Source organism: Polaromonas sp. YR568 (genome assembly GCF_943369415.1).
Taxonomy (GTDB): domain Bacteria; phylum Pseudomonadota; class Gammaproteobacteria; order Burkholderiales; family Burkholderiaceae_C; genus Polaromonas.
In genome coordinates this window covers 1-12,740 of the sequence record NZ_CALRNF020000026.1, presented here as the reverse complement: position 1 = coordinate 12,740, position 12,740 = coordinate 1, and the positions used below count along the sequence as shown (strand labels likewise).

Here is a 12,740-nt window from a genome sequence, read left to right as displayed (position 1 = left end):
TGGAGACAACTCTATCCAATCGGCAGCGCGGCGGGGAGTAACAAGATCGTCGTGAATCCGGCTAGCGGCGGCGCCAGCCAGCGCTGTGCCCGCGCCCGGCCCAGGGAGCGCACGCGCCCGTCGGCCTCCAGCTCGGCCAGCGCGCGCTGCACGGTGCGCTGGCTCGCGCCCAAAGCCAGCGCCAGCGCCGAGGTGGACCAGGCCGCGCCGTCCGAGAGCAGCGCGAGCAACGAGGCCTGGTCGCCGGCGATGGGCGGCTCCAGTACGGCCACGTCGCGTTCGCCGAGCGGCTTGAGGATGAAGCCGCGCTCGGTCGCTGCGATGGTGGCGAGGGTTTTGACCAGCGCGCGCAACCGCCCTATCTCCACCCTCAGGCGCGCCCGGTGTGTTTCGTCGGGATGCCTGGTGCGAAACACGGACGCGATCAGGGACTCGCGGTCGGCATCGCCGGGCCATGCCCCGGCAAGCGCGCGAGCCAGGGCGAACAGCACGGGCCGGCGCGCCAGCGGCCGCCACTGGCCGCCGGCACCCAGGCCGCGGCGGCAGGCGTCGACCACCAGCGCGTCGGAGGCCAGCAACGCCGCCACCTCGTCCAGGCGCAGCGCCTGCTCGCCGCCCGCTGTCAGGCGCCGCGCCGCGGGCTTGTCGAGCACGGCCCGCGCTTCAGTGACCTCGACCACGAGCGCGGGCACCTGCGCGCGTTCGGCCGCCGCGTGCGCGCGCGCCAATGCCATGCGCGCCTCGCCGACGCGCAGCGAGCGCAAGGCCAGTTCGGCCGATGTGAGTTCGGCCACCGCCCTCAGCGCGGGCGGCAGGCCGCGCGCGTCCAGCTTCGCCAGCGCGGCCGACGCCTCCTCCAGCCGGCCCAGCAGCAACAGCCGGCGCGCCGTGATCAGCCAGGCCTGCAGCGCATTGGCGGTGTCGGCATGCGCCTGCAACGTGACCGAGGCCGCCGCCAGCGCGCGCGGCGAGCCGGCGAAGTCGCGCATGGCCATGGCCACCTCGGCCTCCGCCACCACACAGCGGGCGCGCGCCAGTTCTTCATGGGCGCCGAAACCGCGCGCGGCGCGCCGCAGCAGTTCACGCGCGCGAGGGTGCTCGCCGAGCTGGGCCATGGCGATGCCGCGCAGCGCCAGCGCCGGCGGGTCGTCGCGCAGGGCCACCCGCTTGAGCGCGCCCAGCGCATCGCCGGCGGCCAGCGCGCGCGCGGAGGCGGTGATCAGGGAATCCATGGGCGACAGGCTACACCAGCGGGCCGCAGCGCCTGGAAACCGGCCCTGAAACATCCGGATGCAAATTAACTTGCACACAATTCAATTGCTCGCTATAATTCATCCCATGCCCAACAAAACCGACACCGTGGACGCGATGCTGCAGCTGGACAACCAGCTGTGTTTTGCGCTGTATTCCACCTCGCTGGCCATGACCAAGCTCTACAAGCCCATGCTCGAAGAGCTGGGCCTGACCTACCCACAATACCTCGCGATGCTGGTGCTGTGGGAACAGGACGGCCTCACGGTGTCCGAGCTCGGCGAACGCCTGTATTTGGATTCCGGCACGCTGACGCCTTTGCTCAAGCGCATGGAAACGGCCGGCCTGGTGTCGCGCCTGCGCGCCGTGCAGGATGAGCGCCGCGTGCACATCACGCTGACGGCCGCGGGCCGCAAGCTGAAAGCCAAGGCCGCCAAAATCCCGGGCTGCATCCTGAGCGCCACGCAATGCTCCATCCCCGAGCTGGTGTCGCTGACGCAGCAAGTGCAGTCTTTCCGCAAGCGGCTCACCGCCTGATTTCTTTCACTGATTCACCGAATTTTTAACCCGCCCCGACTGGGGTATTTTTCAAAGGAAGCCACCATGACCACACTCGAAAAAGTCCTCTACACCGCCCACGCCCACACCACCGGCGGCCGTGACGGCAAGTCCAAGACCGACGACGGCCGCCTGGACGTCACGCTGAGCTCGCCCGGCACCGCCGGCACCGGCACCAACCCCGAGCAGCTGTTCGCGGCCGGCTACGCAGCCTGCTTCATCGGCGCGATGAAGGCCGTCGGCGGCATGAAGAAGATCGACGTGCCCGCCGACGTGGCCATCGACTCCAGCGTTGACCTGGGCAAGATCCCCAACGGCTACGGTATCGCCGTGCGCCTGGACGTCACCCTGCCCGGCATGGACCGCGCCGCTGCACAGGCACTGATCGACGCAGCGCACCAGGTTTGCCCTTACTCCAACGCAACCCGCGGCAACATCGACGTCGTGATCACGCTGAAGTAAAGCCACCCACGCTCCCCGACGGGGCATTTCACCAGCGGGGGCCGAGGGTCCGGCTTTGCCGGCCCCAGGCGCCGCCCCCTCGAAGGGGGGAACAGGCTACACGCAGTGAGCCTGGACGGGGGTGAACTTATTTCAGCTGTCACCAAAGCGGCCCGCCGGTGTTGAACCGGCGGGCCGTTTCATTTACGGTGTTGCATATGAACGCAGCCCTCGCCACCTCCACCCTCCAGGTCCGAAAGGCCGCCCTGTCCCAGACGCGCTGGCATACCGGCGCTCCCGTTCCGCTGGCGCCCGGCCAGGTGCGGCTGGGCATCGAGTCCTTTGCCTTCACCGCCAACAACGTCACCTATGCGGCCTTCGGTGATGCGATGCACTACTGGCAGTTCTTCCCGACCGGCGACGAGGCATGGGGCTGCATCCCGGTGTGGGGTTTTTCCGTGGTGACGGAGTCCCTGTGCGAAGGCCTTGCCGTGGGCGAAAAGTTTTACGGCTACTACCCCATGGGCAGCGAGCTGGTGATGCAGCCGGTGCGCGTGACGCCCGCCGGCTTCTTTGACGGCGCCGTGCACCGGCAAGCACTGCCGGTGGTCTACAACCAGTACATGCGCTGCAGCACAGACCCGTTCTATGATGCCGCCACCGAAGACGTCCAGTCGCTGCTGCGGCCGCTGTTCATCACCTCCTTCCTGATTGACGATTTCCTGGCCGATAACGATTTTTTCGGCGGCGGCACGACCCTGCTGCTGTCCAGCGCCTCCAGCAAAACCGCCTACGGCACGGCCTTTCCGCTGGCACGACGCAAGGGCCTGGAGGTCGTCGGCCTCACCTCGCCGGGCAATACGGCGTTTTGTGAAGGCCTGGGCTGCTACAGCCGCGTGCTGGCCTATGACGCGCTGGACAGCATCGCCGCCGATACGCCCTGCATTTACGTTGATTTCGCGGGAAGCGCCGCCCTGCGCCAGCGCATCCATGGCCGTTTTGGCCAGCTCCGCTACAACTGCTCCATAGGCGGCACCCATGTCGATGAGCTCGCGGCCAAGGGAGGTTCGCGGGATTTGCCGGGCCCCCGGCCGGTGCTGTTTTTCGCGCCGGCCCAGGTCAAAAAACGCGTTGCCGACTGGGGTGCAGAAGCCTTCGGCCGGCAGCTGGCGCAGGCCTGGCAAAACTTCACCCGCAAGGTGACCGGCGCCGAGCCGCCCTGGCTCATACCCGAGCGGCATGCGGGCCGGGCGCCGCTGGAAGCGGTGTACCGCGAGGTGCTGGCCGGCAAGGGCGATCCGCGCACCGGCCATATCCTGCAGCCCTGAAGCGCCGACACAGCCGTTTACAAGCCCCGGCTGGCTGGCCATGGGCATCTGCCCCGACAATCGGGGCATGACCGACAAAAGCCCAGCCCCCACCAGCGCCACGCTGCATGCGTACGAGACGCTGACCCCTGACCGCGTGCTGGACGCGCTGGCCAGCGTGGGCCTGCTGGGCGACGGCCGCCTGATGGCGCTGTCCAGCTATGAAAACCGGGTCTACCAGGTCCACCTGGAAAGCCCCGTCGGCGATGCCGACCTGGCCGGTGACGTGGTGGTCGCCAAGTTCTACCGGCCCGACCGCTGGAGCGACGCGCAAATCATCGAAGAACACGCTTTCGCGGCCGAGCTGATGGCCGCCGAGATCCCGGTCGTCGGCCCGCTGGTACTTGACGGCGCCACGCTGCACCATTTCGGCGGCTTCAGCTTCAGCGTCTCTCCCAGCCGCGGCGGGCGCCGGCCCGAACTCGACAACCTGGAGGTGCTGGAATGGATAGGCCGCTTCCTCGCGCGCATCCACACCGTGGGCAGCGCCAGGCCCTTCACACACCGCCCTGCCCTCAACCTGCAGACCTTTGGTTTTGCCTCGCGCGACGTCCTGCTGGCGGGCGGTGCGGACGCCCATGGCTACATCCCGCTGGACATGGAGTCGCGCTGGCGCAAGGCTTTTGAGGAAGCCATGCTGGTGGCGCAGACCGTGTTTGAAAGCGTGGACGACGTGCGCACGCTGCGCCTGCACGGCGACTGCCACCCCGGCAACATCCTGTGGACGCCCGAAGGCCTGCCGCTGGCGGGGCCGCATTTTGTCGACCTCGACGACGCCCGCAGCGGCCCGGCCGTGCAGGACTTGTGGATGCTGGTCTCGGGCGACCGGGCGCAGAGCACGCGGCAGCTGGGCGCGCTGGTCGACGGCTATGAGGAGTTCCGCGAATTCGACCGGCGCGAGCTCGCGCTGATAGAGCCGCTGCGCACCCTGCGCCTGGTGCATTACAGCGCCTGGCTGGCGCAGCGCTGGCACGACCCGATTTTCCCGATCAACTTCCCGTGGTTCGGCTCCAGCGACTACTGGAAGGGCCAGATCGACATGCTGGAAGAGCAGACCGAGGCCATGCAGGAAACGCCGCTGGTCGTGTAAACCGGGTAGTTACTACGTACACATAGGGATTGCGATGAGAGGCGAAACGCCACTCATCGCTAGCATGTCCAGCAGCCCCGCGCTTTGACGGCGGCGTCTGGAGACATGAATGACATTTCGCCCGCTTCTGCTGGCCGCCCTGCTGCTGGCATCCCACGGCTGGTGCGCCGCCCAATCCACTCAGGCCGCCTGGCCCACCAAACCCATCACCATGGTCGTGCCCTTCCCGCCCGGCGGCCTGGCCGACCTGGTGGCGCGGCCAGTGGCCGAGGCCATGTCGCGCGACCTCGGCCAGCCTGTGGTGATCGAAAACAAGGCCGGCGCCGGCGGCGGCATCGGCATGGCTTATACCGCCAAGGCAAAACCCGACGGCTACACCGTCGTCATGGCGCTTTCCTCGCTGACCGTGATCCCCGAAGCCGACACCCTGCTGGGCCGGCCCGCGATGTTCGCGCTCACCGACCTGCGCCCCATCGCGCGCTACACCGCCGACCCGACCGTGCTGGCGGTGCGCGCCGATGCGCCCTGGAAGACGGTGCAGCAGTTTGTCGACGACGCCAAAAAGCGCCCGGGCGCGATCAACTACGGCTCGTCCGGCAACTACGGCACCATGCACGTGCCCATGGAAATCCTGGCGCAGAACGCCGGCATCAAGCTCACGCACATCCCCTTCACCGGCGCCGGCCCGGCGGTGGTGGCGCTGCTGGGCGGGCAGATAGACGCCGTGTCCTCAGGACCGGCCACCGTGCTGCAACAGGTCAAGGCCGGCAAGCTGCGCGTGCTGGGCCATTGGGGCAACGAGGTGTTGCCGTCCATGCCCGACGTGCCCAGCCTGAAGAGCAGCGGCTTCAATGCCGAATACGCCCAGTGGTCGGGGCTCTTCATCCCCGCCGGAACGCCGGAGCCCATCGCCCAGCGCCTGCGAGCCTCCGCAAAGGCGGCCGCGCAGGACGCCAAGGTCAAGGAAGTGATCCTGGGCGCCGGCAGCCCGGTGCTGTACCAGGACAGCCCGGACTTTGAAAAGTATGTGCAGGCTGATGCGAAGCGCATGGCGGACGTCGTCAAGCGCATCGGCAAGGTCGAATAACTTCTTTCTCATTGGAGGCCGTCATGTCCACCCGTTTCATTCGATGCATGCTTCTCGCACTCGGCATGGCCTCCACGGCGGCGCTCACACCGGCCCTGGCGCAAAGCTACCCCAGCAAACCGGTACGCATCATCGTGCCCTTCGCAGCCGGCGGCCCGGCCGACGTGTATGCGCGCTTCATGGCGCAGCGCCTGCAGGACTCACTGGGACAAACGTTTGTGGTCGACAACCGGCCCGGTGCCGGTTCCGTGATCGGCACCGACGCGGCGGCGAAATCCGCGCCTGATGGTTACACGCTGCTGCTGATGTCGAATGCGCACACGGTCAATGAATCGCTGATCGCCAACAAGCCCTTCCAGCTGATGCGCGACTTTGTGGCGGTGGCGCCCATCAATTATTCCGACCTGGTGCTGGTGGCCACGCCCGCGCTGCCGGACTCCACACTCAAGGCGCTGATCGCCGACGCGAAAGCGCGGCCGGGCAAGCTCAACTACGCCTCGTCGGGCCCGGGCACGCCCTACCACATGGCCGGCGAGCTCTTCAAAAGCATGGCTGGCGTCTACCTGGTGCACATCCCCTACCGCGGCAGCAGCGGCGCGCGCACCGACGTCATAGGCGGGCAGGTCGACGTGATGTTCGACGCCGTGACCACCATGGCCGAGCAGGTCAAGGCCGGCAAGGTCAAGGCGCTGGCCACTACCGGCAAGCAGCGCTCCGAGGTGCTGCCCGACGTGCCGACGCTGCACGAAGCCGGCGTGCCCGGTTATGAGGCCACCATCTGGCTGGGCCTGATGGCGCCGCGCGGCACGCCCAAGGCCGTCGTCGACAAACTCAACGAGGCGGTGTCGAAAATCGTCGGCCAGCCGGACATCAAACAACTCTGGGGCAAACAGGGCGCCACGCCCATGGTGATGAGCCCGGAAGCCTTTGACAAATACACCCGCGAGGACATCGCCAAATGGGCCGGCGTCATCAAGACCGCGCACATCACGGTGGATTGAGGCTGTATTGATGCCGCAATCCTCTTCACCCGTACTCCACCTCCTCAGCGGCGGTGCCGCGCAAGGGCTGGTCACGCAGCTGCAGGACCGCTTCCTGGCGCAGCACCACTTCCGCATCGCCGGCACCTTCGGCGCCGTGGGCCTGATGAAGGACGGCTTGCTGGCCGGCCAGCCCTGCGACGTGATCATCCTGAGCCAGGCGCTGATCACAGAGCTGGCTGAAAGCGGCCATGTGCAGGCCGCCAGCGCGCGCGCCCTGGGCGCCGTCAAAACCGGCGTGGCCGTGAAGACCGGCGAGCCTCGCGTGGACGTGGGCAGCCCCGCCGCGCTCAAGGCCGCGCTGCAAGCAGCCAGCGGCATCTACTTCCCCGACCCGGTGAAAGCCACGGCCGGCATCCATTTCATGCGTGTGCTGAGGGAACTCGGACTGGAGGCCGAACTGGCCGCCCGGCTGCGGCCCCACCCCAACGGCGCGACCGCCATGAAAGCCATGGCGGAATGTGATGAACCCGGCCTCCTCGGCTGCACACAGGTGACCGAAATCCTGTTCACACCCGGGGTGGAACTGGTGGCCACCTTGCCCAAGGCCTTTGAGCTGGCGACCGTCTACACAGCCGCGGTGTGCACCGCCTCGCACCACGCGCAGGCCGCGAGTGAACTCATCGCCCTGCTGGCCGGCCCGGACACCGCCGCGGCGAGGCTGGCTTGCGGGTTCGAAGCCTGAACCGGCCGTCGCGCATCAATCGGCCGGACAGACGCTTACCCTGCCGGCACGAAAAGGCCTAGTGCCAGTTGGCGGCAATGACAGACGCCAGCGCGGTCTGTTGCGCGGCCGTCAACGTCGTCTGCCCCATCGCCGGAGGCACAAAGCCGGCCATGGCCTGCACCAGGGCTTCGACCTGGGTGTCGAGCAACACCTTGCCGTCGCCGGTCTTGACCTGCTCGACGTGGTACTGGCTGCCCAGGTACCAGTTCTGCACCGTCATCTTGTCCGCTGTGCCGACGATGCCGATTTGCAGATCGTTGCCTGTGTGGTTGAACCACAGCTGGTTGTTGGCGATGCCGGAGGCGAAAGACACCGTGTCGGTGTTGCCGACTGTGATGTCGTTCTCGACGATGCGGTCCTGCCCCATGCCGCGGTATGCGAGGTAACAGTCATTACCGGTGCCGCCTGTTAGCGTGTTGTTGCCGGCATTGCCGCTTAGCGTGTTGGCCAAGGCATTGCCTGTGCCGTTGACGGCGGCCGTACCCGTCAAGGTCAGGTTCTGTTCGGCCGCGCCCAAGACGTAATCAATGCTGGACTGCACCGAGCTTCCAACACCAATGAGACTGGGCGGAGAAGTAAGCGAAATGACAGGAATGACGGGAGGTACCACTACCGGCGCCAGGACGATGGGAGCGATGGGAGCGATGGACGTGACCGGTTTAAGAGGCGTGAGGGAAATCCAAGGTATCGCAGGTATCAACACAGGAGCAAGCACAGGACTTGAGACTGCGGCCGGCGCCGCGGTATCCAGTTTGGCGCTGCCCCACTCAACACCGTCAGCGAACTGCAAATGCTCAACCTTACCCGTACCAAGGAGGTCAAAGTGGTTCTTGACAGTGATGCGATCGATTGCACCCATCGCAATCAACAAGTCCTGGCCCGTGCGCGACAACGTAACTTCTGTGGACTTGATATCCGTCAGGGATACCCTGTCATCGGTGCTGCTCATGCCGCTGTCGATGATCGTGTCCTGCCCGTCGCCGCGCGTAAAAATATAGGTATCACTGCCGCCTTGGGAATCAGTGATGGTGTCATTACCTTTGCCGCCAATGTAGCGGTTGCTTTCCGAGAAGTTGCCCCCGGACAGATTGTCATCCCCCACCGTTCCGCGTATCGCCGCGGCATTCATCTGGATGCCGTCCCACACCACACCGTCGGCGAACTCGACATGCTCAACCTTGTTCCACCCGAAGGACGAGAAGTAGTTCCTGACCGTGATCTGGTCGTTTGGGCCCAAGCCAAGTATCAAGTCCTGGCCTGTGCGGGACAGCAGCGCTTCCGTGGACGAAATATTGTCCAGGACAATCCGGTCATCGTTGGCGCCCATACCCTCGTCCATGATCGTGTCCTGGCCGTCGCCTCGCGCAAAAATATAGGTGTCATTGCCGCCGAAGGTGTCGGTGAACGCGTCATTGCCTTTTCCGCCGGCATAGATATCGCGCTCCTGCAACTGGGTGCTGCCCAGGCTGTCATTGCCGCTGGTGCCTTGCACCAGCACAATCGCCAGCTCTCTCGCAGTCCACACCACGCCATCTGAAAATTCCACGCGTTCGATCCGGTAGCTGTTCGAAGCATCGTAGTAGTTGCGCACCGTGACTTGGTCACCCTGACCGAACACCAGCGTCAAATCCGGGCCTTTGCGTGAGAACGTGCATTCACCGGAAGCGATGTTTTGCAGAACCAGCTTGTCGGCACCGGAAAAGCTTTTGTCTTCAATCGTGTCCTGGCCGTCCCCGCGCGAAAAAAGATAGGTGTCGCTGCCGTCCGCCAGGTCGGACAGCTGGTCGTTCCCGGTGCCGCCTTCCAGCACGTCATCGCCGCGCCCACCCTTGAGGATGTCATTGCCCGCGCCACCGGCCAGAATGACCCGCCCGTAACCCGAGTTGCTCAGCACATCGTTGCCCGTACCGCCAATGGCCGCTTCCAGATTGGCGGGACCGAGATCCAGTGTCACACCCACGGCGCCCGTGACCACGGCAATGTCAAAACCCGCGCCGCCGTTGAGTTTGGCCTGCAGGTCCTCCGCGTCGATCAACAAGGTGTCGTCGCCGGCGCCGCCATTCAAGGCGTCAGAGCCTGTACCCCCCGAAAGCCAGTCATCGCCCGCGCCCCCGGCCAACACGTCGTTGCCCGCATCGCCCTGCAGCATCACACCCTGGTTGCCGCTGGTGCTCAGGCTATCGGCGCCGGCACCGCCGACCGCGCCACTGAGCCCGCTGGCATTGACGTCGATATTCAAGGCACTGCCTTGCGCCAGGCCAAAGCTCAATCCGCCGCCTTGCGTCAGGCGCACCAGGTTGCCGCCCACCGAGGACTGCCAGCCCGGGCCGGTATAGCCCAGCTCCACGTCGGCGCTCATGCCCACGCTGCCGTCGGTGCGCGTATAGGTACTGAAGCCATCGACCTTGTTGCCGCCGCTGCTCCATTGGGTGGCCGCAACGGTCAGGCTCAAATTCGCGATGCCGGCCTGCGCGAGTGTCTTGAGTTCACCCGCATCTGTGAGGCCATCACCGTTTTTATCCTGCCAGACGCGCAATTTCGAAAACTGCTCGTCCGCGCTGCTGATCTTCCCATCGTGGTTGGTGTCAAACACTGCCCGCAAGCCGTCCATGTCCGAATCATTGGGTGCGTCGGTCCACAGCGCGAATGACAATTCCTTCGCCTGGTCGATCTTGCCGTCCGCATTGATGTCGATGGCAAGAAAGCCGTCGTCGGCGCCCACCCATCCCACATGGTTTCTAAAACCCGTGCCCTTGACGTCGAAGTAGGCATTCGACACTTCCTGCCGCACCAGCTCTATGCCGTCCCCGTCCAGGTCAAGCGCGACTGGGGCGTAGTAGGAATAGTCAAAGCCGAAGTCCATGGTCGGGAAATCGGAATTGAAATCGAAGCCGGGGTCGTAGTCGTTGTAATACGGCAGGTACTGGCCCGCGGAATTGAACGATCCGAAGTCGCCGTAGCCTTAGTCGTTATGGATACCAAACGCCGGAGCCGTGGACTGATGTGATGCATAAAAACTGTCCATCGCACGGTACAACTCGGTCAGCCGGTCATATCGCTGCATCGAATGCTGGTCTCCAAACATGGCAAGGTTGGCGGCCGTGATCGGGTCAGGCGATGTGTAAGTGCCAGGTAGAGAGCTGGCTGGTGCGATAAAAAAGGGGGCGTTCAGGTTGTTATCGCGCACGGCAGTCCACTCCGAAGCCTTGAGCCCGTCGGCCCACACTTCGTCGGCAAAGCCTTGCAGGGCGGAATGCGCCGTCTCTTCACCCCGAATCAGTTCCTCGGGCGCATCGGTGGCGCGCAGCAGGTTTTGCCCCGCCCATGCTTCGCCCACACCTTGCGCACCCACCAGCTTGCGCAGCGCGGCCACTTCCACGGCGTAGTGGTCGTCGCGACCGGCGCTTTGGTGCAGGCGCTCTACCAGGCTTTGCAGGTCGGTGGATGTGCTGGTCGGTGCCGGAGCTGCTGGCGTTGCGGATTCGGACTCCCGCACGTGTCCCACTTCGTGACCCTGGGCATCGTTCAAGCGGTATTCGCTGCGATCAAATTCGCCGTCGCCATTCATGTCGACATTGGTCTGGCGGCTGATGATCTGACCGGCGCCGTTTGTAGTGACGGTTTCCGTAGAACCGTGAAAATCGGTAGTAGTCGTAGACCGTTGAACGACCTGGCCGCCGTCGTCATAGTATTCCGCGCTGAGTGTTTTTGCGGAAGCATCGTATTGCTCCTTGTAAACCACAAAACCATATTCATTGCTGAATTTGGTACTCGTGAAATTTCCGCTGATGTCACTTGAGGTAACGCTGACGACACCGCTTGAATCTTCCGCTGAAACCCTTGTGGTGGAGGCAATATTGCCGGCAATGTCACGCCTCACATAAGTCGTGCTGCCATCAAGATTGGCTGTCATTTCCCCAATCGATGCCGGGAGCCCAGGAATATTCAGTCGCGTGGTAGTAACGCCATTCACGGTGGAACTGATGGTGGGCAAATTGCCATTGAAAGTAGTCGCCGCCCCCTTGACTTGTCCGTTACCGTCTCTTATCTGGAGGGTGCGAGTGCCGTTGATATTCACCGTCACTTCGGCGTAGTCCCCGGATGCAGACCTGGGCGTTTTAAAACTCGCGGTCCATTTCGTCGGATCATTCGCAATGGGCATGCTCACCGTTAGCGCGGCCCCATCGATCAGTTTTGCCGCGTCGCCCGTAACACCCAGTTTGTAGAGAACAAAATCGCGTCTGTCTTGCTGGGCGTAGGTAATGCCGGGCTCGTTGCTTGGAGGAGGCGCTGTAGCGGCCTGCGCGGCAATGCTTAGTCTTTGAGAATCAGATGCCGCCGCCGACATCTGGGCAAACAGAGCAGGGCTGCCCAAAGTCCCGGAGAAATTATTTGAGTACACCGGATTGGTTTGGAAGCCTTTTTGTACTTGCCATTCCGCAAACTGGGCATTCGCTTCCGCCATGGCGCGTGCTTGCTGGTAAGCAACAGGGCTTGCCCAGTCATTTCCGGCAGAATCCTTAAAAAATGCCTGCCCACCCACCCGAGTGGTATGGCCTAACTCATGGACGATACGAAGCACGAGGGAGGCGGGCGCATTCGCGTAAGTTTGAAAATCACTCGCACCAATAAATGCCACTTTTCCCAATGCATAAGTGGCATTGGAAGTTGAGTTTGGAGTGGCGACGCTGTTGAGTTTGATCGAGTCAGTGTTACTTCTTGAGCTGCCCGGGCCATTCAGGTTCATTTGCGCAGTGAGATAGGACTTAAATGCGGCATTTGAGTCCATCGCTTTTGCCAGCGAAAAATCGATGCGGGACGCTATGCTTGGATCAAATGCACCCGCGGCTTCTCTAAATTGTGTACTTAATGAATTCCACTGGGCGGGGGTAATTTGAGTGAATGCTGTTTGGTTCGCCATGATCTATCTTTGTTTGAGTTGGTTGAAAAAAACTTATTCAATAGCCCGCAGGAGGCTTAAAGCCATATCCAATGCCCAACTGGGTCAAGCAAGTTGCCTTTGGTGTTTTTTCTGTTGAATTCCGTCGAAATCTGATCCACTTAACGCAGTAATTTCCATCCAAATCTGACCCACGTAGGCACTACCCTGCTTGTTTTAAAAGCAGGGGAAATTAGGAGTGATAGACGTGGCGACATTGAATGTCATCAGACGCTGGGC

The 12,740-nt window shown here is 63.6% G+C and carries 10 protein-coding genes; 7 read left to right on the top strand and 3 right to left on the bottom strand.

Features of this window, described 5'->3' with window-relative positions:
* Positions 1 to 11: 11 nt before the first annotated feature.
* A complete protein-coding gene (locus ACLV74_RS16450; RefSeq protein ID WP_411880478.1) occupies positions 12 to 1,232 on the bottom strand; it encodes a helix-turn-helix domain-containing protein in 1,221 nt (406 codons plus the stop codon).
* Between the two features lie 106 nt (positions 1,233 to 1,338).
* Here ACLV74_RS16450 and ACLV74_RS16445 point away from each other — a divergent pair, with 106 nt between their 5' ends.
* The 7 genes from ACLV74_RS16445 (at position 1,339) to ACLV74_RS16415 (ending at position 7,519) form a co-directional block, all read left to right on the top strand.
* Complete coding sequence (locus ACLV74_RS16445; RefSeq protein ID WP_411880477.1) at positions 1,339 to 1,788, top strand: MarR family winged helix-turn-helix transcriptional regulator; 450 nt, start codon at positions 1,339 to 1,341, stop codon at positions 1,786 to 1,788.
* A 66-nt stretch (positions 1,789 to 1,854) separates the two neighbouring features.
* Positions 1,855 to 2,271, top strand: a complete 417-nt coding sequence (locus tag ACLV74_RS16440; RefSeq protein WP_411880476.1) for an organic hydroperoxide resistance protein — start codon at positions 1,855 to 1,857, stop codon at positions 2,269 to 2,271.
* Positions 2,272 to 2,468: 197 nt separating this feature from the next.
* Positions 2,469 to 3,578, top strand: a complete 1,110-nt coding sequence (locus tag ACLV74_RS16435; protein WP_411880475.1) for a DUF2855 family protein — start codon at positions 2,469 to 2,471, stop codon at positions 3,576 to 3,578.
* Between the two features lie 67 nt (positions 3,579 to 3,645).
* Positions 3,646 to 4,707 (top strand): serine/threonine protein kinase, encoded by a 1,062-nt coding sequence (locus tag ACLV74_RS16430; RefSeq protein ID WP_411880474.1) that lies wholly within the window; start codon positions 3,646 to 3,648, stop codon positions 4,705 to 4,707.
* A 109-nt stretch (positions 4,708 to 4,816) separates the two neighbouring features.
* Complete coding sequence (locus tag ACLV74_RS16425) at positions 4,817 to 5,794, top strand: tripartite tricarboxylate transporter substrate binding protein (protein ID WP_411880473.1); 978 nt, start codon at positions 4,817 to 4,819, stop codon at positions 5,792 to 5,794.
* Positions 5,795 to 5,817: 23 nt separating this feature from the next.
* Positions 5,818 to 6,795, top strand: coding sequence for a tripartite tricarboxylate transporter substrate binding protein (locus tag ACLV74_RS16420; protein ID WP_411880472.1), 978 nt, complete (start codon positions 5,818 to 5,820; stop codon positions 6,793 to 6,795).
* A gap of 10 nt (positions 6,796 to 6,805) precedes the next feature.
* Positions 6,806 to 7,519, top strand: a complete 714-nt coding sequence (locus ACLV74_RS16415) for a molybdate ABC transporter substrate-binding protein (RefSeq protein ID WP_411880471.1) — start codon at positions 6,806 to 6,808, stop codon at positions 7,517 to 7,519.
* A gap of 58 nt (positions 7,520 to 7,577) precedes the next feature.
* Here the strand turns inward: ACLV74_RS16415 and ACLV74_RS16410 are convergent, their stop codons facing one another.
* Positions 7,578 to 10,424 carry a calcium-binding protein gene (locus ACLV74_RS16410; protein ID WP_411880470.1) on the bottom strand — a complete coding sequence of 949 codons (2,847 nt, stop codon included), beginning with the start codon at positions 10,422 to 10,424 and terminating at the stop codon, positions 7,578 to 7,580.
* A 99-nt stretch (positions 10,425 to 10,523) separates the two neighbouring features.
* The gene (locus ACLV74_RS16405) at positions 10,524 to 12,482 is read right to left on the bottom strand and encodes a hypothetical protein (protein WP_411880469.1); all 1,959 of its coding nucleotides are present in this window, start codon (positions 12,480 to 12,482) and stop codon (positions 10,524 to 10,526) included.
* Positions 12,483 to 12,740 lie beyond the last annotated feature (258 nt).

What these genes read in the sequence shown, in the direction of transcription:
- ACLV74_RS16410 (WP_411880470.1), bottom strand. Translation starts at nt 10,424, where the DNA reads ATGGACTTCGGCTTTGACTATTCCTACTACGCCCCAGTCGCGCTTGAC.
- ACLV74_RS16420 (WP_411880472.1), top strand. Translation starts at nt 5,818, where the DNA reads ATGTCCACCCGTTTCATTCGATGCATGCTTCTCGCACTCGGCATGGCC.
- ACLV74_RS16430 (WP_411880474.1), top strand. Translation starts at nt 3,646, where the DNA reads ATGACCGACAAAAGCCCAGCCCCCACCAGCGCCACGCTGCATGCGTAC.
- ACLV74_RS16450 (WP_411880478.1), bottom strand. Translation starts at nt 1,232, where the DNA reads ATGGATTCCCTGATCACCGCCTCCGCGCGCGCGCTGGCCGCCGGCGAT.
- ACLV74_RS16415 (WP_411880471.1), top strand. Translation starts at nt 6,806, where the DNA reads ATGCCGCAATCCTCTTCACCCGTACTCCACCTCCTCAGCGGCGGTGCC.
- ACLV74_RS16445 (WP_411880477.1), top strand. Translation starts at nt 1,339, where the DNA reads ATGCCCAACAAAACCGACACCGTGGACGCGATGCTGCAGCTGGACAAC.
- ACLV74_RS16425 (WP_411880473.1), top strand. Translation starts at nt 4,817, where the DNA reads ATGACATTTCGCCCGCTTCTGCTGGCCGCCCTGCTGCTGGCATCCCAC.
- ACLV74_RS16405 (WP_411880469.1), bottom strand. Translation starts at nt 12,482, where the DNA reads ATGGCGAACCAAACAGCATTCACTCAAATTACCCCCGCCCAGTGGAAT.
- ACLV74_RS16435 (WP_411880475.1), top strand. Translation starts at nt 2,469, where the DNA reads ATGAACGCAGCCCTCGCCACCTCCACCCTCCAGGTCCGAAAGGCCGCC.
- ACLV74_RS16440 (WP_411880476.1), top strand. Translation starts at nt 1,855, where the DNA reads ATGACCACACTCGAAAAAGTCCTCTACACCGCCCACGCCCACACCACC.